Origin of the sequence: Bacillus thermozeamaize (genome assembly GCA_002159075.1) — a bacterium.
GTDB classification, from domain to species: domain Bacteria; phylum Bacillota; class Bacilli; order ZCTH02-B2; family ZCTH02-B2; genus Bacillus_BB; species Bacillus_BB thermozeamaize.
Genome location: LZRT01000080.1, coordinates 19897 through 43790, shown reverse-complemented (window position 1 = coordinate 43790; position 23894 = coordinate 19897). Strand labels below are relative to the sequence as shown.

At 53.2% G+C, this 23894-nt stretch carries 27 protein-coding genes and 2 tRNA genes; 22 read left to right on the top strand and 7 right to left on the bottom strand.

Annotated features, from left to right (window positions below; genetic code table 11):
- Positions 1–15 precede the first annotated feature (15 nt).
- Together BAA01_16735 and BAA01_16730 are read right to left on the bottom strand one after the other, a co-directional pair.
- On the bottom strand, positions 16–1050 hold the full coding sequence (locus BAA01_16735) for a uroporphyrinogen decarboxylase (protein OUM87054.1): 1035 nt from the start codon (positions 1048–1050) through the stop codon (positions 16–18).
- Between the two features lie 452 nt (positions 1051–1502).
- Positions 1503–2393, bottom strand: coding sequence for a chitooligosaccharide deacetylase (locus tag BAA01_16730; GenBank protein ID OUM87053.1), 891 nt, complete (start codon positions 2391–2393; stop codon positions 1503–1505).
- Between the two features lie 473 nt (positions 2394–2866).
- On the opposite strand from BAA01_16730, the gene BAA01_16725 reads away from it, so the two are divergent.
- From BAA01_16725 to BAA01_16715, 3 genes are read left to right on the top strand one after another with little or no spacing between them, the layout of a single operon-like run.
- Positions 2867–3073 carry a hypothetical protein gene (locus BAA01_16725; protein OUM87052.1) on the top strand — a complete coding sequence of 69 codons (207 nt, stop codon included), beginning with the start codon at positions 2867–2869 and terminating at the stop codon, positions 3071–3073.
- Between the two features lie 57 nt (positions 3074–3130).
- Positions 3131–3379: a hypothetical protein gene (locus BAA01_16720; protein ID OUM87051.1), complete on the top strand. Its 249-nt coding sequence runs from the start codon at positions 3131–3133 to the stop codon at positions 3377–3379.
- Positions 3380–3400: 21 nt separating this feature from the next.
- Entirely contained in the window at positions 3401–3841 is a 441-nt protein-coding gene (locus BAA01_16715; protein ID OUM87050.1) for a hypothetical protein, read from the top strand.
- 58 nt (positions 3842–3899) lie between these two features.
- On the opposite strand, the gene BAA01_16710 is transcribed toward BAA01_16715, so the two are convergent.
- Positions 3900–5861: a hypothetical protein gene (locus BAA01_16710; GenBank protein ID OUM87049.1), complete on the bottom strand. Its 1962-nt coding sequence runs from the start codon at positions 5859–5861 to the stop codon at positions 3900–3902.
- Here BAA01_16710 and BAA01_16705 point away from each other — a divergent pair.
- The 4 genes from BAA01_16705 to BAA01_16690 all read left to right on the top strand — a co-directional run bounded on the left by BAA01_16705 (position 5861) and on the right by BAA01_16690 (position 9242).
- Positions 5861–6091 carry a hypothetical protein gene (locus BAA01_16705; GenBank protein OUM87048.1) on the top strand — a complete coding sequence of 77 codons (231 nt, stop codon included), beginning with the start codon at positions 5861–5863 and terminating at the stop codon, positions 6089–6091. The two genes, BAA01_16710 and BAA01_16705, sit on opposite strands and share 1 nt — an antisense overlap.
- A 56-nt stretch (positions 6092–6147) precedes the next feature.
- Positions 6148–7173 (top strand): zinc-dependent alcohol dehydrogenase, encoded by a 1026-nt coding sequence (locus BAA01_16700; GenBank protein OUM87047.1) that lies wholly within the window; start codon positions 6148–6150, stop codon positions 7171–7173.
- Positions 7174–7267: 94 nt separating this feature from the next.
- Positions 7268–8800: an aldehyde dehydrogenase gene (locus BAA01_16695; protein OUM87046.1), complete on the top strand. Its 1533-nt coding sequence runs from the start codon at positions 7268–7270 to the stop codon at positions 8798–8800.
- Positions 8801–8861: 61 nt separating this feature from the next.
- Positions 8862–9242, top strand: coding sequence for a UDP-glucose 4-epimerase (locus BAA01_16690; GenBank protein ID OUM87045.1), 381 nt, complete (start codon positions 8862–8864; stop codon positions 9240–9242).
- A gap of 125 nt (positions 9243–9367) precedes the next feature.
- Here the strand turns inward: BAA01_16690 and BAA01_16685 are convergent, their stop codons facing one another.
- Complete coding sequence (locus tag BAA01_16685) at positions 9368–10456, bottom strand: quinoprotein glucose dehydrogenase (GenBank protein ID OUM87074.1); 1089 nt, start codon at positions 10454–10456, stop codon at positions 9368–9370.
- A 324-nt stretch (positions 10457–10780) separates the two neighbouring features.
- On the opposite strand from BAA01_16685, the gene BAA01_16680 reads away from it, so the two are divergent.
- The 9 genes from BAA01_16680 (at position 10781) to BAA01_16640 (ending at position 17712) form a co-directional block, all read left to right on the top strand.
- Positions 10781–11185, top strand: a complete 405-nt coding sequence (locus tag BAA01_16680) for a GntR family transcriptional regulator (GenBank protein ID OUM87044.1) — start codon at positions 10781–10783, stop codon at positions 11183–11185.
- Positions 11185–12087, top strand: coding sequence for an ABC transporter ATP-binding protein (locus BAA01_16675; protein OUM87043.1), 903 nt, complete (start codon positions 11185–11187; stop codon positions 12085–12087). The genes BAA01_16680 and BAA01_16675 overlap by 1 nt, the downstream gene beginning before the upstream one ends.
- Positions 12063–12758 carry a hypothetical protein gene (locus BAA01_16670; GenBank protein ID OUM87042.1) on the top strand — a complete coding sequence of 232 codons (696 nt, stop codon included), beginning with the start codon at positions 12063–12065 and terminating at the stop codon, positions 12756–12758. The genes BAA01_16675 and BAA01_16670 overlap by 25 nt, the downstream gene beginning before the upstream one ends.
- Positions 12759–12945: 187 nt before the next feature.
- The gene (locus tag BAA01_16665) at positions 12946–13989 is read left to right on the top strand and encodes a hypothetical protein (GenBank protein ID OUM87041.1); all 1044 of its coding nucleotides are present in this window, start codon (positions 12946–12948) and stop codon (positions 13987–13989) included.
- A gap of 94 nt (positions 13990–14083) precedes the next feature.
- Complete coding sequence (locus BAA01_16660) at positions 14084–14368, top strand: hypothetical protein (GenBank protein OUM87040.1); 285 nt, start codon at positions 14084–14086, stop codon at positions 14366–14368.
- 21 nt (positions 14369–14389) lie between these two features.
- Entirely contained in the window at positions 14390–14647 is a 258-nt protein-coding gene (locus tag BAA01_16655; GenBank protein ID OUM87039.1) for a hypothetical protein, read from the top strand.
- Positions 14648–14709: 62 nt separating this feature from the next.
- The gene (locus BAA01_16650) at positions 14710–15684 is read left to right on the top strand and encodes a transcriptional regulator (protein OUM87038.1); all 975 of its coding nucleotides are present in this window, start codon (positions 14710–14712) and stop codon (positions 15682–15684) included.
- A 165-nt stretch (positions 15685–15849) separates the two neighbouring features.
- Positions 15850–16779, top strand: a complete 930-nt coding sequence (locus BAA01_16645) for a hypothetical protein (GenBank protein OUM87037.1) — start codon at positions 15850–15852, stop codon at positions 16777–16779.
- Between the two features lie 87 nt (positions 16780–16866).
- Positions 16867–17712, top strand: a complete 846-nt coding sequence (locus BAA01_16640) for a hypothetical protein (protein OUM87036.1) — start codon at positions 16867–16869, stop codon at positions 17710–17712.
- On the opposite strand, the gene BAA01_16635 is transcribed toward BAA01_16640, so the two are convergent.
- Complete coding sequence (locus BAA01_16635) at positions 17655–18566, bottom strand: hypothetical protein (GenBank protein ID OUM87035.1); 912 nt, start codon at positions 18564–18566, stop codon at positions 17655–17657. The two genes, BAA01_16640 and BAA01_16635, sit on opposite strands and share 58 nt — an antisense overlap.
- Positions 18567–18710: 144 nt before the next feature.
- Between BAA01_16635 and BAA01_16630 the strand changes: the two genes are divergently transcribed.
- Both BAA01_16630 and BAA01_16625 read left to right on the top strand, forming a co-directional pair.
- Positions 18711–19238 carry an RNase III inhibitor gene (locus tag BAA01_16630; protein ID OUM87034.1) on the top strand — a complete coding sequence of 176 codons (528 nt, stop codon included), beginning with the start codon at positions 18711–18713 and terminating at the stop codon, positions 19236–19238.
- 153 nt (positions 19239–19391) lie between these two features.
- Positions 19392–19934, top strand: coding sequence for a hypothetical protein (locus BAA01_16625; GenBank protein ID OUM87033.1), 543 nt, complete (start codon positions 19392–19394; stop codon positions 19932–19934).
- A gap of 4 nt (positions 19935–19938) precedes the next feature.
- On the opposite strand, the gene BAA01_16620 is transcribed toward BAA01_16625, so the two are convergent.
- Positions 19939–20910, bottom strand: coding sequence for a TIGR01777 family protein (locus BAA01_16620; protein ID OUM87073.1), 972 nt, complete (start codon positions 20908–20910; stop codon positions 19939–19941).
- A gap of 308 nt (positions 20911–21218) precedes the next feature.
- Between BAA01_16620 and BAA01_16615 the strand changes: the two genes are divergently transcribed.
- Both BAA01_16615 and BAA01_16610 read left to right on the top strand, forming a co-directional pair.
- A tRNA-Phe gene (locus tag BAA01_16615) sits at positions 21219–21294 on the top strand.
- A gap of 9 nt (positions 21295–21303) precedes the next feature.
- A tRNA-Gly gene (locus BAA01_16610) sits at positions 21304–21379 on the top strand.
- A gap of 233 nt (positions 21380–21612) precedes the next feature.
- Here the strand turns inward: BAA01_16610 and BAA01_16605 are convergent.
- Positions 21613–22803, bottom strand: a complete 1191-nt coding sequence (locus tag BAA01_16605; GenBank protein ID OUM87032.1) for an oxalate decarboxylase — start codon at positions 22801–22803, stop codon at positions 21613–21615.
- Between the two features lie 245 nt (positions 22804–23048).
- Between BAA01_16605 and BAA01_16600 the strand changes: the two genes are divergently transcribed.
- Both BAA01_16600 and BAA01_16595 read left to right on the top strand, forming a co-directional pair.
- On the top strand, positions 23049–23261 hold the full coding sequence (locus BAA01_16600) for a hypothetical protein (GenBank protein ID OUM87031.1): 213 nt from the start codon (positions 23049–23051) through the stop codon (positions 23259–23261).
- The gene (locus BAA01_16595; protein ID OUM87030.1) at positions 23258–23581 is read left to right on the top strand and encodes a hypothetical protein; all 324 of its coding nucleotides are present in this window, start codon (positions 23258–23260) and stop codon (positions 23579–23581) included. The genes BAA01_16600 and BAA01_16595 overlap by 4 nt, the downstream gene beginning before the upstream one ends.
- Positions 23582–23894 lie beyond the last annotated feature (313 nt).

Below are 23894 nucleotides of genomic sequence, written 5' to 3'. Positions count from 1 at the left end.
TACACCTTGCTTTCTTTACTTTTTCGTATATTCGTGGATGAAAGAAGTTAATTTTTTCACCGTGTCCACGTTCACTTCCGGAAAGATGCCGTGACCGAGGTTGAAGATAAAGCCGGGTGATTGCGTCCCTTCGTCGAGAATCGACTGTGTCCGTTCTTTTAGCGTTTCCCACGGCGCAAGGAGCAGGGCGGGATCGAGATTCCCCTGCAGCGCTTTTTCAATCCCCCGCTTTCGCGCCTCGTTGATCGAGGTGCGCCAATCGAGGCCGATCACGTCTACCGGGAGTTTGTCCCACTCTTCCAGCAGATGGCCGGCGCCGATGCCGAAATAAATCAACGGGACGTCCAGATCCTTTAGTTGGCTGAAAATCTGCTGCATCACCGGTGCGATATACATCCGGTAATCGTGGACACTTAGCGCGCCAATCCACGAGTCGAAGATTTGCACGGCAGTGGCGCCAGCTTTGATTTGTGCCGTTAAATAAGCCACAGTGACTTGCCTTAGTTTTTCCATCAGGGCTTGCCAGGCGTCGGGTTCACAATACATGAAGGCTTTTGTTTTATGGTAATGCTTTGATGGGCCGCCTTCGATCAAATAACTGGCGATGGTAAACGGCGCACCGGCAAATCCGATCAAAGGGACAGAAAGTTGTTCGGTTAAGATGCGTACAGCCTCCATTATGTATGGGATATGTACTTCCGGTTCCAGATCCCGTATCCGGGTCACGTCCTTTTTTGAGCGGATCGGGTTTTGAATGACGGGGCCGATGCTGGAGACGATATTCACGTCAACCCCGATCGGCCGTAGCGGGGTCATGATGTCGGCGAACAGAATCGCTGCATCCACACCCAGCTGTTCGACCGGCAGGCGGGTGACTTCTGCGCAAACCTCCGGTATTTCGTTCATCTCAAAAAAGGAATACTTTTCCCGGATGGCGCGGTATTCGGGTTGATAACGGCCCGCTTGACGCATGTACCAGACCGGCGTGTACGGTGTCGGTTCGCGGCGGCACGCTTTTAAAAAGGTATCGTTAAACGGTCTTTTTCCCATTAAAACACCCCTTTTAGATGACGCGCGGCAGTTTTAGGATACACTTCAAACTCATTATTACATAATAACCTGTACGGATTAAAATGGATAGGGATGGACAGCGTTTGTCATTAAATTGATCCAAATCCAAAAACATATTCTGGCAACAGGAGGCGGCTTTGGAAATCGGGGGATATGGTTTTGAGTATTTGGCGGTGCTGATGTATTAGGCGGGGCTGGTGTTTTTGACGGGATGTTTCTCGTCGGCATCGTTGCTGCCTTCCCGGCATGAAACACTGCTGATTCTGAATGGGGGACCATGCTGAGAGGAGTTCGTGGCTAGAGGAGAGGATCAGGCGTTTATCCTGCAATCATTCCAGAATCTGTTTGCGATGAAATGCATGCGGCTCTGCCATGGACGATGAACCGGGGATGCCATGCGGCTGAAAGCCAGTCATGACACCCCAGGCCAGTCATGACACCCCAGGCGGCAACTCAAGCAGCTCTGGGATGGTGACCAGCTTGACGTTATCAGCCCGGAGCTTGCGGATAATTTCAGGCAGCGCGTTGACCGTTCCTGACAGATCTTCTCCGGCGCCTCCGCCTGAATGCATCAGGATGATGGCGCCCGGATGCACATGGGCCAGCACATTGGTTGCCACTTGTTCTGCGCTCAAGCCTTTCCAGTCCAGCGAATCCACGTTCCAATTGACGATCGTTTTTTTCTGGCTGGCCAGCCATTTGATTTGCTCTTCCTGAATATTTCCGTAAGGGGGCCTCACAAAACGAGGGATATGCCCCGTAAAGCGGCGAATGAGTTGATCCGTCTTTTCAATCTGATTACGGAACGGGCCATCTTTCAGTTTGGGGAGGTTGGCGTGATTGTAGGAATGGTTGCCTACCGCGTGTCCTTCCTTCACGATGCGGCGCATGATTTCGGGATGGGCCTCGATGCGGTTTCCCACGACGAAAAAGGTGGCTTTGACGCCTTCTCGTTTTAAAACATCCAGGATTTGCGGCGTGTAGATGCTGTCAGGGGCGTCGTCAAAGGTCAACGCCACTTCCCGTTTGGCCGATGGCGCATTGAGGATAAACGTGCTGGGGTATTTCTTCCTCAAATCAGATAAGGTGAGCGGATGAGGCTGGCGGATGGCATGTTCCGGTCCGCCATGCAAATCCGGTGTCCGGGTCGGAGGTGGAACGTTCCGCTGCGTCGTGTCAAGCCGGTATGTGATGCCTGTTGGCCCTGGTTGGCGGGTTTCTGGGGGAATCGCTTGCGTGCAGCCCGTGGCGATGAGGATGGCAATGATGAAGAGGGCTATAATGCAGGGAAAGTTCTTGTGAAATTGCTTGCGAATGTTCATGGGTACCTCCTGTATCGGTCATGTTAGTCGTGTTAAACGTGGATGTAACGTTTCTTTGGTTAGGATTTTTTGTTTTTGGGAGAAATATGCAGGGGATGAGATGACAAATACTTCAAAAAAAAAGACATGCAAAGTATATAATAGCAGCAGGGTTGTTTTTGGATGATATTGGTATGTGGAGGGTCGGCTTGATTTGAATTGGCAGATTATATCAAAAAATGCCTAAGAGAATTCAATGAATCCTGACATAAGGTTGTCAGGATCTGTATGCTATGATAAAACTGACAAAATGTACGTTGAGGTAATTGATTCAGGAAAAGAGGGATGCCATATCGACATACTGCTAATACAGCGTGAACTGCGGATGCGCCGCCATCAATTGCTCATTCTGTGTCATCCGCCGCATCTGCCTGTGTTGCCGCGCCTGGCGCAACAGTTGCACTTTCCGCTGATTCCGCTGAGTCTTACCTTAAGTGAAGCGCTGTTGGAATATCCGCATTCCCGTCAGCCGCGAATGGCGGGAATGCTTTTGGAACGTATTGTGTCCGGCCTTGTTTCCGTTTCAGTTTTCCTTAAAGGCTCATGAGCTGGAAGAGACCACGCTTCAGCTGGTCCGGCAGGGTGGGAATATGACGATGGTAGGGGTGAAGCAAAAGCGGGGCGCCATTGTCCAAGAATGAGAAGAAGGTTTACATACATCGTCCAATATGTATATAATGTACATGAGGTGAAAAATCGTGAAAGCGAAACATTCAGGAAAAAAAGTTCGCAAACAAATCTATCTTGGCCAGGAACAAAATGATAAGATAAAACAAATTGCCATGAGGCGCCGGTGGACAGAAGCGGAAGTGATTCGGGAAGCCATCGATGAATATATGAAGAAACAAGAACAAAACGATCCGTTATTGAAATTGTTCGATCTTACTGATTCTAATCCAATCGATGGATCCGTTCACCATGATCAATATATTTATGGGAATGAATAAGATTTAAGGTGGTTATAGCACTTGGAAAGAGATTCAATATTTCTTGACACTGGTGCATGGATCGCGTTGGTAAACAGCAGGGATCAGTGGCATCAACAAGCCAAAAAAACTTATCAAATGATGCCTCGTTACTGGGAACGTGTCAGCAGCATCATGGTGATATCTGAAACTTACACATTTCTTCGATACAGAATGCATGCAGATGTAGCCATACAATTTTTACGAATTATTGAGGAGGCAGAGGAAGAAGGATACCTGAAGGTGCACTATCTAGACTATGGGATAAGAAAACTTTCAGAACAAATCTTGCATGATTTTCAAGACCAAAACTTGTCTTATGTGGATGCCACAAGCATTGCAATCATGAAATTATTAGGGATCCGTAAGGTGTTTGGATTTGATCATCACTTTTTATCATCTGGATTTGAGTTGGTGCCATCCTTGGACGGAAATATGCATTGAAACCTGCAAACAGCCCGTGTCACGGTGTGTCGTGGCACGGGCTGTCGCATTTGGGACATCATGTGTTCCATTCATCGCGGATGTTTGCCAGCGCGGGATATTGTTTCAGCTTCCGGTACAGGGTGGTGCGGCCCATGTGGAGCAACCGTGCGGCCTGCGAGATGTTGCCCTTCGCTTTGCGGAGGGCATGGGCAATCCGTGTTTCTTCATCCGCGACTGTTGGATTTGTTGTGGCTGTTGCAGCTGTCGAGTCAGGCGCTTCTTCCAGTTGGAATATGATGAAATCGCTTTCATTTCGTTTCTCTTCAGGCAGGTGAAGATCTTCAGCGCTGATGGCGTTTTTTCGCTTGACAATGTGCACTTGATAGGCCGCTTGGCGGATGACGTGCCGGAGTTGCCGGATGTTTCCCGGCCAAGAGTATTGCCTCAGCTTGTGCATGGCCGCCGGGTCGATGGATAGGTGGTGGATGCCCAGTTCAGATGCGATTTCATGCAAAAAATGGCAGATCAATTCGTCGAGATCGGTTCGTTCCCGGAGGGGAGGAAGGAGGATTTCCATTTCATTCAATCTGAAGTACAGGTCGGCGCGAAAACGCTTCAGCGCAATTTCTTTGTACAGATCCCGGTTTGTGGCCGCCACAATCCGTACATCCACGGGTTTCGACTCGTGCGAGCCGATGCGCGTCACCCGCTTTTCTTCCAGCACCCGCAGCAAAACCGCTTGGGAGGCCAGAGGAAGTTCGCCAATCTCATCGAGGAACAGGGTGCCCAGGTGCGCCGCTTCAAATTTGCCCATCTGTCCTTTCTGCTGTGCGCCGGTAAACGCGCCTTTTTCGTATCCGAACAGTTCCGATTCGATCAGGGATTCGGGAATGGCGCCACAGTTGACCACGACAAAGGGCCCTTTCCGTCCGCTTTGCCGGTGCAGTTCCCTGGCTGCGATTTCTTTTCCCGTGCCCGTCTCTCCCCGGATCAGGACGGTGGCGTTTGTTTGCGCGACGTGCTGGATCAGTGCGAAAACCTGCTTGATCTTGGGACAGGAGGCGATGATCTTCGTTTGCTTTTCTGTGTCGGCTTTTTCCGTTCCATTGCTGCTTTCCGAAAGCTTCATCGGGGATGGCCGACGGGACAAAATGGTGCTGAACAGCTGTTTTCGCTCGTCCTTCACAGCGCGGACGATCCAGGTGTCCGATTCATTGGCATGCGCACGTTTCTTCAACCGGACCTCGGCCATGTCACCGCTTGCAAGCGACAGGATGTCCGAAGCGTAGCGCTTGCCGAAAATCATTTCCAGCGGCTGGCCGATGCACTGGCTGGCTTGGACGTTGAACATTTCCGCGGCCGCCTGGTTCATGCGCGTAATTTTTCCTTCGCCGTCCACAGAGATGAGAGGTTGCGCGCTGGTTTGCATCATGGCGTCGGCTTCGTGGAGGGTGAGTGTCAGTTCCCGGCGCGCTTCCTCCAGAAGCAGGCGGGATTGGCAGGCCATCGCCGCCGCCGCCACCATGCCCAAAGTATGGGGGTGATGCGCGCGCACGTCGCCGCTGATGTCCAGGATCCCGATCAGTTCGCCTGTTGAAGTGTAAAGCGGCGCGGCGTAACAGGTCAAAAAATGATTCTCATAACAATAGTGTTGTTTGCCGACCACGCTCACCGGTTTTTTCTCCAACAGGGCGGTCCCTATCGCGTTGGTCCCTTTCACCCGTTCGTGCCAGTTGGCTCCGGTGCTGAGTTGCACGGTTTTGGCCCGTTCTGTGAACGGAGACTTTCCCCAAGAGGAGAGAATGTACCCGTCTACGTCGGAAATCAACACCATAAACGACCGTTGCTCCAAGAACGTATAAAGCGGTTTCAGCACGGCTTCCGCGATTGACAGCAGCGGACCCAGTTTCGCTTGCCGGTCGAGCAGTTCCCCGCCGGTCAGGATATCATTTACCACGTACTCCGGATTCACTCCGAATTGCTTGCTGCGTTGATGCGAGATGGTCAGCGCCTGCGGTGAAGAATCCACGATCTTCATTGTCATCCCCCTTTCTGAATCGATTTTTCAAACCCGTATGGTTCTTTACCCTGTATTATATCAAACAGAAATGGATTAACAAAAAAATTCGACTGTTCCATTTATTGTTCCTTGTGGAACAATCTTTTGTTCCAGTGGTACAGGGATGGGCACATGCCGGTTTTGTGACAAGCCAAGAAGGCCTTCAATCAAGTCCTTTGGCCAACTTGGCACGAACCTTGCATTTATGAAAAAGCGCCACCAGAAAATGGGCAACCCTTAAAAAAATCATGTGAGGTGATGTGTAATGGCTAAAATGCGGGCGGCTGTCGTTCGCGATTTTCATCAACCCATTCGGGTCGAGGAGGTGGAGAAGCCGACTCCGGGAGAAGGGGAGATTGTCGTAAAAATCGAAACCTCCGGTTTGTGCCACACGGATATTCACGCCGCGCATGGAGATTGGCCGGTAAAGCCCAAGTTGCCGTTTATTCCTGGACATGAAGGGGTAGGCTTGGTGGAAAGTGTCGGCCGGGGTGTGACCCATCTCAAAGAAGGGGACCGGGTCGCCATTCCTTGGCTGGGTTACGCGTGCGGGGAATGCGAGTATTGTGTCACCGGATGGGAAACGCTGTGTGAAAAGCAATTAAATACGGGTTATTCCCTCGACGGCACCCATGCGGAGTATGCCAAGGCGTATGCAAAACAAGTGGTCAAAGTCCCGCAAGGCGTTGCACCAGTGGATGCCTCGCCGATCACCTGTGCCGGTGTGACCACTTACAAGGCTGTCAAAGTGGCTGGCGTTCGTCCGTCGCAATTGGTGGCGGTTTTTGGCATCGGCGGCTTGGGACACCTTGCTTTGCAGTATGCGAAAATTGCCGGCGGTACCGTCGTGGCGGTGGATTTGTTTGACGAGAAATTGAAATTGGCAAAACAATTGGGTGCCGACTATACGGTGAACGCCAGAAAGCAGGACCCGGTTGAGGAAATTCGCAAGCTGGGCGGCGCCGACGCAGTCATCTGTGTGGCCGTTTCACCGCGGGCATTCGAACAGGCTTACCATTCTTTGCGCCGGGGAGGCAAATTGGTGTTTGTCGCGTTGCCGGCCGACAATGAAATGAAGTTGCCGATTTTTGAAACCGTTCTCAACGGGATTCACGTGGTCGGGTCGATCGTCGGCACGCGGGTGGATCTGGCGGAAGCTTTTGAATTGCATGCGGCGGGGAAGACGCGTGTCATTCACGAAAAAATCCATCTGGAGGAGATTGAAGAGGCGTTTCGCAAAGTGGAGAAAGGGGAGGTTCCGGCCCGGTTGGTCATTGACTTTGGTCATTGAAATATACCAGTCATATTCGGCTGTCCATGACGTTATATATATTGATGGCAAAACCGAATTCAACAGGAATATGATGAGGGGGAGGAACGGTCCAATGAGCCAAAAAGTGTCGGCATTTCAAGCGCCTAACACGCCAGGAAGCCTCGTGCAATATCGGGAGAGATACGACAATTTCATCGGCGGTGAATGGGTGGCCCCGTTAAACGGGGAGTATTTTGAGAACCCGTCGCCGGTGAACGGGAAAGTGTTTACCAAGGTGGCCCGTTCGCAAAAGGAGGACATTGATCTTGCGCTGGAGAAGGCCCACCAGGCCAAGGAAAAATGGGGGAATACCCCGGTGGCGGAGCGCAGCCGCATCTTATTGAAAATCGCCGATCGGTTGGAGGAAAACCTGGAAAAGCTGGCCCTCTCGGAAACCTGGGACAACGGAAAACCGATCCGCGAAACGCTGGCAGCCGATTTGCCCCTGGCCATCGACCATTTCCGCTATTTTGCGGGAGTGATTCGCGGCGAGGAGGGAACGGTGTCGGAGATTGATGCCCATACCGTGTCGATGCACATCAAGGAGCCGATCGGCGTGGTGGGGCAGATCATCCCCTGGAACTTTCCGCTCCTGATGGCCGCCTGGAAGCTGGCGCCTGCGCTTGCGGCAGGAAACTGCGTCGTCCTGAAACCGGCGGAGCAGACGCCGGCCACGATCATGCTGTTCGCCGAACTGGTCGGTGATTTGCTGCCGCCTGGCGTGCTGAACATTGTCAACGGCTTTGGTCCGGAAGCGGGGCAGTCCCTGGCTACCTCGCCCAAAGTGGGCAAAATCGCCTTTACCGGAGAAACCACGACAGGCCGGCTGATCATGCAGTTCGCCTCCGAGAACATCACGCCGGTGACCCTGGAGCTGGGCGGAAAATCACCCAATATTTTCACGGAAAGCGTGATGCGGGAAGAGGATGCTTTTCTGGAGAAAGCGCTTGAAGGGTTTACGATGTTTGCCCTCAATCAGGGGGAGGTGTGCACCTGTCCTTCCCGCGCCCTGATTCAGGAGTCGATCTACGACGAATTTATGGAGCGGGCGTTGAAACGGGTCCAACAGATCAAAATGGGCGATCCGCTGCATCCTGAAACGATGATGGGCGCCCAGGCGTCAAAGGACCAGTACGAAAAAATACTCAGCTACATCGACATCGGCAAGCAGGAAGGGGCCGAAGTTCTGGCGGGCGGAAAGCCATATGACCACCCGCTTTACCCGGACGGTTACTACATTCAGCCCACCGTCCTGAAAGGACACAACAAAATGCGCATTTTCCAGGAAGAGATTTTTGGCCCGGTCGTCTCCGTCACCACGTTTAAAGACGAACAAGAGCTCATTGAGATTGCCAACGACACGCTGTACGGGCTGGGCGCCGGCTTGTGGACCCGGGATGTCCACCAAGCCTATCAGATTGCGCGCAAAATTGAAGCCGGACGTGTCTGGGTCAATTGCTACCACGTTTATCCGGCCCATGCGGCGTTCGGCGGGTACAAACAATCCGGCATCGGCCGCGAGACACACAAAATGATGCTGGAGCATTATCAGCAGACAAAGAATATGCTGATCTCATACAGCAAAGATCCCGTCGGGCTGTTTTAGGGATCGTTGCCGCCCGGCTATGGCCCGGCCAGTGTCGGCTTTCTGATGGGAGGTCTTTCGTATGGAGCTTGTCAAAAGGGTGCTGGTCACAGATGAAGCGAAAAAAGTGATTGACCGGCTGCGGGAAAAACACGGGGAACTGATGTTTTTCCAAAGCGGCGGATGCTGTGACGGCTCGGCGCCGATGTGTTACAAGCTGGGAACCTTTCGCATCGGCAGCAGCGATGTGAAGCTGGGGGAGATTCACGGATGTCCCTTTTACATTTCCGGCCCGCAGTTTGAATACTGGAAACACACCCAATTGACGGTAGACGTGACCGAGGGAAGAGGGGCCTCCTTTTCCCTCGAAATCCCCTTGGGCGTGCGATTCTTCATCCGCTCCCGGCCGTTTCGCCCGGGTGAGGAGGAGCGGCTGGAACCGGTGGTGGTGGGCGCAGGATGAGGCAGGATAATAGGGAGGATAAGGAAAACATGCTTGCCCTGCGCGGGACAAGTATGGTTACAAGTATGGTTACCCCTTGGAACAACGACATGTTCACAAGGGGCTTTTTGTTGATGTGCCGGCGATCATGTCAGCGGGATAAAAATGAGTTGGTCATCATGTTTAGACGGTGTCCCGCGTCCGTCTGTATTATTGGTGATGATGTAAAGCCCTTCATTTGTTGCCAAGACATCACGGACCCGTCCAACATCTGAAACCATGATCTCTTCTGTTTTATTCACTGGATCAAATTTTCGCACGCTTTCTCCTCGCAATGAAGCAAAGTAGAAATAGCCAGCAAAATATGTCATGCCTGAAGGGGCCCAAGTTCCTTCACCGGAATGCAGGACCGGGGATGCCATCCCGTTTGCCGCTTCATCCCCACGGATGACAGGCCATCCATAATTTTTTCCCGCCTCGATCTTATTGATTTCATCATATGCATTCGAACCATGCTCGGTCGCGTAAAGCTCATGATCCGAATTCCATGCCAGGCCTTGAGGGTTTCGATGCCCGTACGAATACACGTAGGATTCACCGAACGGATTGTCATCGGGGATGGAACCGTCCAAATTCATCCGTAAAATTTTTCCTGCTAAACTGTCCAGCTCCTGGGACAACTCGGGCTTCGCCGCATCGCCCGTTGTGACATATAACTTTTGATCGGGCCCGATTTCGATCCGGCCCCCTTGATGGTAGCGACCGCCAGGAATCTTATCCAGTAATACGGAGGTTTCCTCCCAATGGTCATGTGATTCTTTGATGGTGACGACACGCTGAAAAAACGCTCCGTTTTCTTGGTAAGAATAATATGCGAAGGCTGTTTTTGTTTCTTGGAAGTCACTTGGAAAGGCGATTCCTAGCAGTCCGGCTTCTGGCTGATGCGATAGGTCTTTTTCAAACCGGACAGGTTTCCGTGTTTGAACATCGCCGTTCATCGTAACAGTAACAATGGAACCGTTGCGCTCACTGATATAAAATGTATTCCCAACTAAAGCGATCTCCCAAGGTTCTTGAAGATGTTTCGCGATCACTTGACGCTTGTCCACCGCCTCAGACTTGTGTCTGCCTGCCGATTCCGTCTGTTCCTCATGGTCATTTTCTTCTTTTGAAACGACTTCGCCTTCATGGCGATGGGGCTCTTGTTTTGTGTCCGGAGAGCACGCGGTCATCATGAAAAAACAAAGGGACAGCACGACGAAGAAAAACGCGCGTATGGGCCAACACCCCCCACACCGTTCTTGTTTTGAACAAATCTGGTGCTCATCTCTGGTGCTCATCGTTTCCCATGGTGTCTTGCTTCGATATCGGACACGGGAATTCCTGCATGCTGCCGCGCAACGTCGTGGCACGCGGTGTGCAGTTGTCCGTGCTTGCCCAGAAAGCTCCCTTGCGAAACCGTTTTCCCCTTGCTTGAAGGCAGGGGGATTTTTTGTGCGTTTGATCACTTGCCATATTACTTCAATAGATGTATACTTCATTACATAAGTAACTAACCGATGAGGTGGTGCGACAGATTGAAATTTTCACTGGATGACAGCAAGCCCATTTTTATGCAAATCGCGGAATCCATTGAAGATGACATCATCGAAGGGAAGTTGCGGGAAGGAGATCAGGTGCCTTCGACCAATCAGTTTGCTTCGTTTTACCAAATCAACCCGGCAACGGCGGCCAAGGGGATTAACCTTCTGGTAGAGGAGAGGATTTTGTACAAAAAGAGGGGGATTGGCATGTTTGTCGCGCCGGGGGCGCAAGCGAAGTTGTTTCAGAAGCGGAAGCAACAATTTTACGACAAGTACATCCTGGAGATGTTGCGCGAAGCGGAGAAAATCCAAATCAGCCGGGAAGAGATCATCGCCATGATCGAAAACGGCAGCCTTGATAACGGGAAAGGGGAGCAGTGATGAGCTTGGCAGTGGAGTGCAGGAATGTGACGAAACGATACCGCGATGTGGAAGCTGTCAAAGGCGTGAGCTTTACCATGGAGGATGGAAAGATCTATGGCGTGCTGGGACGAAACGGGGCGGGCAAGACGACACTGATGCATCTGTTGACAGGACAGCTGCTTCCTGATGAAGGGGAGATTCGCATCGGCGGCGTTTTTCCGTTTGAGAACAGAGATTGTCTGAACCGCATCTGTTTCATCAAGGAGAGCCAGCGGTACGTCAAGCACCTGACCGTCTCCCAGACGCTGGATTTGGCAAAAGCCGTGTTCCCGAACTGGGATCAGCGATTTGCGGAGCGGCTGGTTCAGGATTTCGGCCTGCCGATGCGCCGGAAAATCAAGCATCTTTCGCGGGGCATGGAATCGGCGGTGGGCATTGTCATTGGTCTGGCATCCCGTGCGCCGATCACCTTGTTCGACGAACCCTATCTTGGCCTGGATGCCGTCGGCCGGAACCTTTTTTACGAACGATTGCTGGAAGATTATACGGAACACCCTCGGACCGTCATCCTGTCGACGCACCTGATCGACGAGGTGAGTAAGCTGTTCGAGCAGGTCATGATCATTCACCAGGGGCAGCTCCTACTGAACGAGGAAGCTGAGCGGCTGCGTGAGTCGGCGTTTACCGTCAGCGGCAACAGCGAAGCGGTGGAACGATTTGTCGTCGGCAAGAGGGTGCTCCATACGGAGACCATCGGCTCAAACCGTATCGCTGCGGTTTACGGGTCTTGCACGGAAGAAGAGCGGCGCCAGGCGGCCGCAGCGGGAATGGAAGTGGGCCCCTTGCCTTTGCAGAAGCTGTTTATCTACTTGACGGAGAAAGGAGCGGACGCGCAGTGGGAAGTAAAATCAAGGCGATGATGCGGCTGCATTACATGGATACGATGCATTCTTTTGTCATCTTTTGGTCCATATTGATTGCGGTGTTTCTACTCTCCTGTTATCTGACATACCAGTTTTCGGACAGCAGAGTCATGTTTAGCGGCTGGTTTGCCGTGTACATTTACGCTTTGGTTGGCGGTGTGGTGACGGTGAATGGCACGCTGCCGGTTGCCCTTGGCTGGAGCGTGACGCGGCGGGATTATTATTTGGCCACGGTGATTCATTATGTGCTTGTGTCCTTTGCCCTTTCAGTCGTGTACGCCTTGCTGTACGGGATTGAGAAATGGTTTTTGTCGGTGAATCCGGATGTACATTTGCTATTCTATCAGATTCCTTGGATGGAGCGGCCATCCGTTTGGTTTTTGCTATGGTTTCATTTCATCGTCATCCTGGCCATTGTGTCTTGTGGCAATGTGGTCGGATGTCTGTACTATCGCTTTGGCAGATTGGGCCTCTTTGCTTCGTTTGCGATTGTGTTGCTCTTGACTGTCATGCTTCATCTGTTGGACGGCTGGAAGGCGCTTTTCCGGTGGTTGAGCAGAATCAACTCAGTGGAAGAGTTGACGCTATGGCTGATCCCGTTTGCGTTCGTCTGTCTTGTGGCGGGATGGCTGTTTCTCCGCAAGGCGCCGGCAAGAACGGCGGGGTAAATCCCTCCCATCCAGACGGTTTGATGTTTGTTGTGACGGCTGGCCACAAACCTGCCCGGTTGGGCGGGTTTTTTCATTTTTTTCCCGGATGGGTTTGTTCCAGAGGAGCTTCTTGGCAAGAAGGACCAATTATGATACTTTAAAAAGAAATATCAATTTATAAAATATTGGTGAAGGAGGTGTTGAGATGACGCTGCGCGCATCCCGGATCGAGTTGCCAGATGCCATTGCGGCCATTGAATATTATTACCAAATGGGATGGACGGATGGGCTCCCTGTGATTCCGCCCACCGAGGAGCGGGTTCAGGAGATGCTGGACATGGTGGATATGGCCCCCGACACGGTGATTGGCGCCATCCCGGAAAGAAACCGGGTGTTTACGGCGGAGTTGGTTGCCATCAACGCGGTGATGGCTGGGTGTCTGCCGGCCTATTTCCCGGTGGTGGTGGCAGCAGTTTCCGCCATGTGCGATCCCGCGTTTGGCCTGCATGGGCCGAGCGCCAGCACCCATGGGCCGGCCATCTTGATCATTGTGAATGGGCCGGTTGCCCAGGCGATCGGCATGAATGCGGGGCAGAACCTCTTTGGACCGGGAAACCGCGCCAATGCCACGATTGGCCGGGCCATCCGGCTGTTCCTCATCAATGCGGGCGGTTCACGTGAGTTTGATCGATCGACGCTGGGGCATCCGGGAAAATACACCTACTGCATTGCCGAGCGGGAGGATACGGCCTGGGAACCGCTCCACGTGCAACGGGGATACGATCGGGATGTCAGCACCGTAACGGTTTTTGCGGCGGAGGGGCCCAATCAGATCAATAACCACTTCGCGTTAAACGCTGAAAATATCCTGCGGACACTGGCCGACCGGATGTCCGGCCTTGGAACGTTCAACATGGGCGGCCAGGCGGAAATGGCGGTCGTACTTTGCCCTGAGCATTACCATACCTTACACGAACAAGGGTGGAACAAACGAACGGTGCAGGAATTTCTCTACGAACATGCCGCGCGTCCGCTCAGCGATCTGAAAAAAGGCGGATACCTCGAGCAGCCCGTCCAACCGGAAGACGAACATACACTCGTCAGGGCGGTGCAGTCACCAGAGGATATCCTTCTTCTGGTGGCAGGAGGAGACGCAGGGCGCTTTTCCGCGTGTATTCCCGGCTGGTTTGGAACGTCTATATCGCGTGCCGTGACCAAGGCGATCAGGGAAGCCACCTGCGGCACCTGAGGGTGGTGACAGGCCAATCGGCGATTGGCCAGAAATCAGAAATCGTTGGTTATGTAATTGGCTAAACCGACTTTTTCGGAAAGGAGATGGAACCTTGCGTTTCGTCGTGCTCAATCCGACCAGTGATCCGGTGGTTGAAAGGCGGAGCCGGCTGGCGGACCGGGTAGTCACGTTGGAAAACGGCATTCTGGGCATCATCGATAACCGGAAACACAACTCCGACACGGTGCTGGGTCGCCTGGCCCGGCGCCTGGCGGAAAGATATCAACTGAAAGAGATGGTCTCCGTGCGGAAACACTCCTTTTCGCATCCGTTGAACGCGGCGGAGGCGGATCAACTGGCGAAGTGTGATTTTGTGATTGCCGGAGTGGGTGACTGAGGGTCTTGCAGCTCGGGCAGTTTGCTCGACGGAATTGTCATGGAAAAGCGGAACATTCCAGCCGCCGTGATCATTACCAGACCTTTTGCCAGTTCGGCAAAGGCGATGGCTGTGGCGCACGGGGTGCCCGATTACCCGTTTGTCATGATCCCGCATCCGATTGCGGCGACAGATCGGAAGACGCTGTTTCAATGGGCGGATCAGGTGGTTGATGAGGTGGTTTCCATTTTGTGTAAAACAGATGCGAATGACAGTTTTCTTCAAAATGATCTAAAATGAATGCGTCGGCAATGAATACACCGGTTCTCCTCCGGGGCTAGTGATGGGTTTGAGGTGAGGGCATGTCAAAAGAACGATTGCTCCGGCTGTTGCGGTTGATCGATTTGATACAGGCGCGTCCGGGAATCAGTGCGCCGGATTTGGCGGAAGAGTGCGAAGTGAGCGAAAGGACCATCTACCGGGATCTGGAATTGTTGGCGGAGGCCGGTTTCCCGATAGTCAACGAGGGGTACGGAAAGGGATACCGGTTTATCGGCAGTTTTGCCATTTATCCGATGGATCTGACCGAAGAGGAAGCCATGGCTTTTTCGATGATTCCCGTTTGGCTGGAGCGTCTGGGAGAACAACTTTCTCCTGCCTGGCGGCGCGCCTATGAAAAGGTTTTGTCCGCCCATGCCAAGGAAAAGAAAAACGCGCTCACGTTCCTGGATCGCCTGCAAGAAGTGATACAGCTCGGGAAGCCGCATTATGCGCCTGAGACGCGCAACCTGTTTCCTGACATCTTCCGGGCGATTGTCAACCAGAAGACGATCGAGGCGCTGTACCATTCCCAAGGGCGCAATGAGACGCGCTGGCGGCGAATCGATCCCTATCAACTCCTGCCGCGGGAGTACCGGCTTTACCTCGTCGGGTTTTGCCATGACAATCAGGATTTTCGCACGTTTCGCCTCAGCCGTTTTCACGAAGTGAAGGTACTGGACGAATGCTTTGAGCGGCGGCCTTTCAACATTTACGAATACATGCGCGGGACATGGTCGATTGAAAGGGGCCAGGAAGAGATCAGGTTTGTGGTCCGATTTTCGCCGGAGGCGGCCCGCTATGTTCTGGAGGAGGAGTTGTTTCTCAAGCCGAAGTTTGAAGAGCAGGAAGATGGTTCGGTGTTGATGGAGGTGACGGTGAACAGCAGCGGAGAGTTTTTGCGCTGGTTGTACGGCTATGGGGAGGATGCGGAAATCCTGGAGCCGGCTGAATACCGGAGAAGGATGCGCGAGAAGCTGGAGCGTTGGCTAAAACGGTATGGGACGCATCCACAGTAATCGTTTCATAAAAAAGGTCAATATTCCGTCAGTCAATCGAACCGGGCCTGGTGTCCGGCTTTTTTATTCCGCGCATTTGGTGACAACCTGTTGTCAGGATGTCTGTGCTACAATGGCAGCGTCGAAAGAAATGGTTGTCTCGTATGGCTACAAGGGGGGACTTGCATGCATCTGGTTTTTGCGTATGGCACATTGCGCCGCCATGAGAGTAACGCGAGATTGCTGGCTGATGCGGAGCGGGTGGCGGAGCAGGCATGGGTCCATGGGACGCTTTACGATACAGGGTGCGGGTATCCGGCTTTGGTTTGCGACAGTAGCCCTGGCAACGTTCCCAAGAAAGTATACGGGGAATTAATCCGTGTGACGGATGAACAGTTGGCGGCACTGGATGAGCTGGAAGAGTACGAGGAGGGGAGTTCGGATAACCACTATGAGCGGGTGGTGGGTGTGGTCCATACCGACCGCGAGGATCTGGAGGCGTACCTCTATGTCTACCCGCCTGAGCGGGCCCATGGGCTTGCGCCGATTCGTTCCGGTGACTGGAAGTGCTATTTGCGGTTGCCGGACCCTGAGGAAGCTTCCGTGCAGTATGCCGATGAAAGGGAAGGGGAAGGCGACGGGAAACGATCCTGGTTGTACTTTGCCTACGGGTCCTGTATGGATGATCAACGCTTCAGGCAATGTGGTGTCCATGAGTGGTTTCAGGATGTGATCGGACGGGGTGTGTTGCGCGGCTATGAGATCGCTTTTACCCACAAGTCCGCTCAGGACGGCACGGGACGGGCCGATATTCTGGAGACGGGGGGTGTGGTTGAGGGAAGGGTTTACCGGATCGGCAGGAGAGCGCTTGCTTATTTGTATGCTCGGGAAGGGGTGCGGGAAGGCGCTTATCGTCCAACCTTTGTGGATGTGGAAGTGGATGGGCGAAAGCTTACTGATGTCCTGACCTTTACGGTGGTGGATAAGGCTACCGAAACTCCGCCGCCCGACTGGTATGCGGAGGAAATCCTGCGCGGCGCGTGGGGAGTTGTCAGCCCGGAGTATTATCAGTATTTAGTGGAAAAGATCGGTCGCCTGAAAAAGATTTTGAGGTAAAAATTTTTGGAAAACGGCGCGGATCAAGGTATAATGTGAATCATAGGCGGATCCGACTTCAGATTCATGAGACAAGGAAGTGTGTGCATGATGGACACGACCAACGCACAAGCGCAATCCCATTCGCCAGTCCGCGATGCGGCGACGGTCCTGCTCGTTCGTCCGGATGGCGGAAGCGGGTTTCAGGTGTATGCCATGCGCCGTTCGCCCAAACTCCGCTCCTTTGCCGGAGTATGGGCCTTTCCCGGCGGATCGGTGGATGAACAGGATCGCGTTCCGAAATGGCGAATCCTTCTGGCCCCTTTTGATGAGCGACAAGCCACCGAACAGACGGTGTATCGCGAGCGAACCATGCCGGCCATCGAAACGAGAGACTTCCGCAAGCGGCTCGGTCCATGGATTGAAAAGCGGATCGGGACCAAAATCCCGGATGATCCGATTCCGGATTCATCGCTGGATCCCGCGACCAACCTGGCCTCCTGGGTTACAGCGATTCGCGAGTTGTTTGAAGAGACAGGCACATTGCTCGTGGAAGGAAATTTACCGGATCCTATGTTGCTGCGGGAGATCCGGCAAAAGGTGATGAGCGGTGAAATCCGGTTCGGAGATTTCCTGGAAGAGCATGGCTTGCGTCCTGTTCCGGAGATGTTGAGGTATATGGGCCGCCTGCTCACGCCCTCCACGGAGAAACGCCGCTTTGATACGCGTTTTTTCCTGGCCCGCCTGCCGGAAGGGCAAGAGGTGGACAATATGCAGGGGTTGACGGGAGAAGCGGTGGAGGACGGCTGGTTCCGGCCGCAGGAGATTCTGGAGAACCGGGATGGCAGGTTTCCGATTATTCCGCCCACGCGCTACGCGCTGGAGATCATCGCTGCCTACCGTACACTGGATGAGTTGTGGGAGGCGTTTTGCCCCTCTACCACTTCCCTGTAACTGATCGGTGCTTCACCGCGGAACGGCCATCCACTTCGCCGGAGCAATTGGAGAGGAGTTTTTTGGCCGATCTGGATTTTGGCCTCTTCGGAAATGGGCAGCTCGGCAAATCGTTTCCAAGTTGATCCGATTGGCTCCATCGCCATGGCATAATCGCTGCCGAACAGGATCCGATCGGCGTACTTTTCCAGTAGCGGATACAATCTCCCGATGGTGCCGTCCTGGGCGGCGGAGTAGATGACGTTGGTTCCGTCGAGGTAGAGGTTTGGGAAGCGTTCCAGCCATTCGAATGCTTTATCCATTTCAGGGTAGAGCATGTGGGCCACGACAGTGATCAGCTGCGGATGATCCTCAAGAATCTTCTCCAGATCCTGGGTGATTCCCGACTGGCCGTAAAACGCGTCGTATCCGGTATGGGTGACAAATATCGCCCCTTTTTTTTCGACATAATCATAAACCGGTTCCAGGAGCGGATGTGAAAGCGCCAATCTCTGGGCGTACGGGTGGAGTTTCAAGCCAACGAAACGACGTCTCTCCAACGCCTCCTCGACAAAAGGAAGCGGGTCTCCGTCGTTGACGTGGACCGAGACAAAAGGGAAAGCCTCGGGTGTGCGGAGGGCAAACTGCGTCTGCCAGTTTAGGATTTCCAACGTCGTGCGCGGAAAAATGGGAAAGAAGAAATTGAAAAAATACCGGATTCCGGTGTTGCGGATCTGTTGCAGCAAGGTGTCTTCCGTTGTTTGTTCCGGTTCCAGGCCCATATCAAAGCCTGCTTTGATGGCCCAGCGGATGCCGCTTTTCATCCGCTTTTCCGACATGATGTGCAGATGGCCGTCAAACCACCACGTGTTCAAGATTGCTTTCCTCCTCTATTCACTTTCAGATGCTGGTTTTTAGTGACGATTCATTTTCTGAAATATAGTGACAGTATATCAAACTTTTGGACTTCATGCAGGGGATCCCAGTTCATCCATAGGAAATGCGGAGGTGGCACAAGGATGGATGCGCGTCTTGAGATTATCATCGGAGATATCACCAAGCAGGAAGTAGACGCCATTGTCAATGCGGCCAACAACACGTTGCTCGGCGGGGGAGGGGTGGATGGCGCGATTCACCGCGCCGCCGGGCCTGAGCTGCTGGAAGAATGCAGGAGGCTCAACGGCTGTCCGACCGGGGAGGCGAAGATTACCAAGGGATACCGTCTTCCGGCGAAATGGGTGATCCATACGGTTGGCCCGATATGGCAAGGCGGCAATGCAGGTGAGGATGACTTGCTGGCCCGTTGCTACCGCAGCTGCTTTGCCTATGTGGAGCCGTACGGGATCCGGAGTATGGCTTTCCCGTCCATCAGCACGGGGGCCTATCGTTTTCCGATTGAAAGGGCATCGCGGATTGCCCTGCGGGAGATCGGTGCATTCCTCCGGCAAAACCATACGCTGGAAAAAGTGGTTGTCGTCTGTTTTGACCAGCGGGTATACGACACATACCAGCAGAGCCTGCAGGAATTGGCATCCAAAGAGGAATAAGATCCTTGGTTGCTAAGGCCCTTCGTTGCTAAGGCCTTCTGGATGTTCAAACAGGCGCCTTCTTGATTGACAATTGACTTTACACCTGTATTTACAATATGATGAAAGTGTAAAGCAACGGATAGATGTTATGGAAAAAGGAGGGACTGTCAGATGTCCAGGAAGGCGCTGGTGGTCGTTGATTATAACAACGATTTTGTTCATTCCGATGGGGCGCTGACTTGCGGGTTGGCCGGCCAGCGGCTGGATCCGTTTATCTCCCGGCAGATTCGCCTCTTTCATGGTCGTGGAGATGCCGTGGTGATTGTTAATGACCAACATCAACCGGATGATGAAGAATTCGCCATCTGGCCGGTTCATTGTGTGCAGGGGACGTGGGGCAGTCAGCCTTATGGAGAAACCGCGGAGGTGATCGGGCAGTTGCGCGGAAAACCGGGGTTTTACGAACTGCCGAAAACCAAATATGACGCCTTTTACGAGACGGATTTGGATGCGATCTTGCGAAAAGAGGGAGTCCGGGAGGTGTACGTGGCCGGCGTATGCACCTCCATCTGTGTTTCGGCCACGGTACAAGGCGGATATTTTCGCGGATATCGGATGAAGGTTTTTCAGGACGGCGTGGCCGACTTGACAGAGGAAGCACATCATTTCATGCTCCGGCACATGGAGAACATCTACAAGGCAGAAGTGGTGTGATTTTTCACCGGCGAAGAATGTCAGCCAAGGCGCTTTCCAGGTCTGCGTATTGAAAGGAGTATCCTTGTTCCAAGGCGCGCTTTGGGATGGCCCGCTGGCCGGTGAGCAGGAGTTCTTCTGCCATTTCGCCCAAGAACAGCCGGAGCATCGGTGCGGGAGCTGGAAACAGAGACGGGCGGTGCATGAGGCGGCCAATGATACGGCTGAACTGGCGGTTGGTGACCGGCCGGGGAGCCGTGGCGTTATAGGGGCCATTCGCCTCCGGGTGTTCCAGCAGAAAGCGGATCAGGCCTATCTGATCCCGAAGGTGGATCCAGGACATCCATTGCTGCCCGTTACCCAGCGGCCCTCCAATCCACAGACGGAAGGGCAGAAGCATCCGCGGCAGCGCACCATGTTTCCCGTCCAAAACCAGGCCGGTGCGCAGAAGAATCACGCGCACACCAACTTGCTCAGCGGCACGAGCTTCCTGTTCCCATTCCTGGCATACTTGCGAGAGAAATCCCCGCCCAGGGCTATCCGTTTCAGTTACCTCTTCATCTCCACGTGGACCGTAGAATCCGATTGCGGAGCCGCTAATCAGCACACGCGGCGGGCGGTTTAACCGGGAAATCCCCTGCACCAGATTTCGCGTGCCAAGGATGCGGCTGTTTCGGATGGCTGCTTTGCGTGCGTGGTTCCACCTTCCCGCGGCGATAGAGGTTCCAGCAAGGTGGACGACCGCGTCCGCCCCGTCTAGTGCGGAAAGCCATTGATCTTCATCGGCCGGTTGAACATCGAGAGGCTTTCTCTCTGGATCGTTTGCCGCGTCACCCGGCCAGGCGGCCCACGTCGCTTTGTCGAGGAAAGGGTGTGCCAGGCGGGCTGAACGGGCCGGTTGGCGTGTAAGGATGACGACGTCATGGCCGTCGTCCAGCAGGGATTTGGCCAGATTGCTGCCGATGAAACCTGTCCCGCCCGTGATTACCACTTTCACCTTTTGTTCCACCTCCATGGAATCAGACCAACCTTTTGGTTTTCCACTGTTCAATGATGCCGCCCCGTACACACAGAAGATCCCTGAGGACATTTGATCGTTTTCTCTGATTTTACCATACAGTTACCATACCGAAGGAGAGGATTTGATGCAGAGATGATTGGTCCGCCTTTGTCTGCATGGTCTCCATCCAGGGAGTGCGGCAGCAAGATTTCGTCGGCGTGCTGTGGGTAACCGCTTGACATCTTTAACCTTTGCATGGTAATATTCCATACGGAAAATCGATCATCGATTAATCCTCCAGATATGGTTCGGTAGCTCAGTTGGTAGAGCAGAGGACTGAAAATCCTCGTGTCGGCGGTTCGATTCCGTCCCGAACCACCATGAAACCGAGCGGATGTAGTTCAATTGGTAGAGCATCAGCTTCCCAAGCTGAAAGTTGCGGGTTCGAGTCCCGTCATCCGCTCCATACATACGACGACAAAAGCCTTGGTACACAAGGCTTTTTTCTTTTTCCTAAAACCCGGTCATGCACCGGGGATTTTTTGTGGCCCAGGAGCGATAAAGAAAACAGAAAAAGCGTCTCAAAAAGAGACGCTAAGCTCACAAGAAGCGATGCTAAGCCAACAGGGTATGGAAACCTCCCCACCACAATCATTGTACCACAACCCCCTGTCGTGGTGGTGATCAGGGTTTTGGACGTTACCTCTGCTGTTTATATTTCTGCTTGTATTTGACGACCGGCCATTTTTCCTTCCGCAGTGCGTTCATCAACTCCGGTCCTGCATGCAAGTTGTCCTCTACCAGCTCCCGGGGAGTCAGTGCCATCCACTGGTTCAGCGACACGTCGGCAAAATGGTCACTTTTGAACATCTCCAAAAACCACAGGCTTTGGTCACCGGTGTTCTGGATGTAGTGCCCGAAGGCAAACGGTACGTATCCAACATCGCCAGCCCGGTAATTGAAAGTCCGGGCCTCGCCATTTGCCGCGAATACCGTCATACGCGCCGTGCCCGAGAGGTAATACTGCCACTCGTCGTTGTTCGGGTGCCAGTGCATTTCCCTCATTCCGCCCGGCTTGACTTCTACCAGCGCCGCCGCAATGGTAGTCGAAACGGGAAAGTTGGTGGAATCGACGATGCGCACTGTCCCGCCCGGCGTGACGATCGGCTCCTGCGCAAGCAGCCGGTGTGTGAAGCTCTTTGGCACCGTACCGTGGGGACTCGACACCTTCTGGCTTTCCAGCGGACCAGGCACCTTTGCTTGGAAAATGTATCGCTGTTTTGTCGGGATGTGGGCAAAGGCTCTTTCCGGCACGCCGAAATTTGCCGCCAGCACATCCTTCGGCGTGTGCGCGAACCAATCGGAGATGGAGAAGGTGTCAAGGTCGGAGAAGCTGCCGTCATCGAAGACGAGCAGAAACTCGCAGCCTTCTTCCAGCCCTTGAATCGAGTGCGGAATGCCGGAAGGAAAGTACCACAAATCGCCCATGCCGACATCGGCTATAAAGTTCTTTCCGTCCTGGTCGACCGCGGTGATGCGCGCACGCCCCCAAATCATGAAAGCCCACTCCGCTTGTTTATGCCAATGCAACTCACGCACACCGCCCGGCGTCAGATACATGTTCACCCCGGCCAGCGTGGTTGCGATTGGCAGCTCTCTCACCGTTATTTGCCGTGACCAACCGCCATGATTTAACTGCATATGGGTGTCGGAAAAAGAGAATTTCAAGTTGGGGATGGTTCCGGCATCGGTGGCCGGCGGAACCAGCGAGTCGGGATTCTCAAGGTCGCGCATCACGTCCCGAGGACCTAAATCGATCCCACCGGCGCCATCATCCCTGATAGGCATGGGTACATATATATACGGGTAATTCTCAGGATGTCTTTCCATGCAAACTTTCTCCTTTGATGATTTTAATCATCCTTTTCGACATACATTAGTCTATGACGCAAAATTCGCAAGCGTGTCGGAAGTCCATTTTACGGCAGAAATGCTGCCGTTGTATTGCGAAGATCATCCGCCCATGTCCGGAGCCCATTGTACAATCCCAGAATTTTGCAGCCCAAAACTTTCCACTATCATCACGAACATCAGTTTGCATATAATAAAAACAAACAAACGTTCGAGGTGATGTCATGATTCGTCAGCTTGAACACTATCGCCGCCGAGGATGTCGAGTGGAAGTGATCTATTTGGATCGCCATGGCCGATTCAGCCAACGCGAAGTCGTCATTTTATCTATTCGTGGTGGTCGTGTAAGAGTTTATTGTTATGCGAAGGACGGGATTAGGGAACTTATTGCAGAGAATATCCTGGCCATCATGCCTGCGAAGGGGATCGCATCATGACAGGCATATTCGACCGGGGCAGCAAGAAATGGGTGTCTCTCATGATCCCTGAACTTAGAGAAGGGTTGGAGCAATGGTTTAACGAGGAAGTAAAAGAGCGTCCAGAGATGGATGAGCAGCTGAGGGAAGAGCTTTCGTGGAGAATCCATCAAGCTTGGAAAACGGAACGGAAAGTGACGATCCGGTATTGGGGAGAGCATGGGGAACGGGAAGCGGTTGGCCGTATTGTCCGGTTTGAGATGGACGCGCTCAGGCTTGTCACTGACGATGGAAAAATACATATTGATGTTGAGAAGATTCTCGATGTTATTGAATCCTAATCAACGAATCCCAATCGGTTCGGCGTAATGGTTTGGGGTTAGTCCGAAGGTGACCAACTCCCGTGCCATCAAACGGGTACAAGAGTGGTTTAGGTTGTTTGTTGTCCTGTCAACCTCTGGATTTTCCCGACCCGATGTGGTACCTTTGAGTTGTGCGTATGCTGCGTCGTCCATGATGCTTTGCCAACGACATAAACAAAAGCGATGAACAGAACACAGGCGTGGTTTTGATGGTACCAGAGAGGGCGGGGAGCTGGGAACGCCTACCTATAGAAGCTGCGTCTACCGTCTGGGAGTTGCTGCCGGGAAAACG

Coding starts and splice junctions, on each gene's coding strand:
- BAA01_16735 (OUM87054.1), bottom strand. CDS start 1,050: ATGGGAAAAAGACCGTTTAACGATACCTTTTTAAAAGCGTGCCGCCGC.
- BAA01_16730 (OUM87053.1), bottom strand. CDS start 2,393: ATGAACATTCGCAAGCAATTTCACAAGAACTTTCCCTGCATTATAGCC.
- BAA01_16710 (OUM87049.1), bottom strand. CDS start 5,861: ATGAAGATCGTGGATTCTTCACCGCAGGCGCTGACCATCTCGCATCAA.
- BAA01_16700 (OUM87047.1), top strand. CDS start 6,148: ATGGCTAAAATGCGGGCGGCTGTCGTTCGCGATTTTCATCAACCCATT.
- BAA01_16695 (OUM87046.1), top strand. CDS start 7,268: ATGAGCCAAAAAGTGTCGGCATTTCAAGCGCCTAACACGCCAGGAAGC.
- BAA01_16690 (OUM87045.1), top strand. CDS start 8,862: ATGGAGCTTGTCAAAAGGGTGCTGGTCACAGATGAAGCGAAAAAAGTG.
- BAA01_16685 (OUM87074.1), bottom strand. CDS start 10,456: ATGATGACCGCGTGCTCTCCGGACACAAAACAAGAGCCCCATCGCCAT.
- BAA01_16680 (OUM87044.1), top strand. CDS start 10,781: ATGAGGTGGTGCGACAGATTGAAATTTTCACTGGATGACAGCAAGCCC.
- BAA01_16675 (OUM87043.1), top strand. CDS start 11,185: ATGAGCTTGGCAGTGGAGTGCAGGAATGTGACGAAACGATACCGCGAT.
- BAA01_16665 (OUM87041.1), top strand. CDS start 12,946: ATGACGCTGCGCGCATCCCGGATCGAGTTGCCAGATGCCATTGCGGCC.
- BAA01_16650 (OUM87038.1), top strand. CDS start 14,710: ATGTCAAAAGAACGATTGCTCCGGCTGTTGCGGTTGATCGATTTGATA.
- BAA01_16645 (OUM87037.1), top strand. CDS start 15,850: ATGCATCTGGTTTTTGCGTATGGCACATTGCGCCGCCATGAGAGTAAC.
- BAA01_16640 (OUM87036.1), top strand. CDS start 16,867: ATGATGGACACGACCAACGCACAAGCGCAATCCCATTCGCCAGTCCGC.
- BAA01_16630 (OUM87034.1), top strand. CDS start 18,711: ATGGATGCGCGTCTTGAGATTATCATCGGAGATATCACCAAGCAGGAA.
- BAA01_16625 (OUM87033.1), top strand. CDS start 19,392: ATGTCCAGGAAGGCGCTGGTGGTCGTTGATTATAACAACGATTTTGTT.
- BAA01_16605 (OUM87032.1), bottom strand. CDS start 22,803: ATGGAAAGACATCCTGAGAATTACCCGTATATATATGTACCCATGCCT.
- BAA01_16600 (OUM87031.1), top strand. CDS start 23,049: ATGATTCGTCAGCTTGAACACTATCGCCGCCGAGGATGTCGAGTGGAA.
- BAA01_16595 (OUM87030.1), top strand. CDS start 23,258: ATGACAGGCATATTCGACCGGGGCAGCAAGAAATGGGTGTCTCTCATG.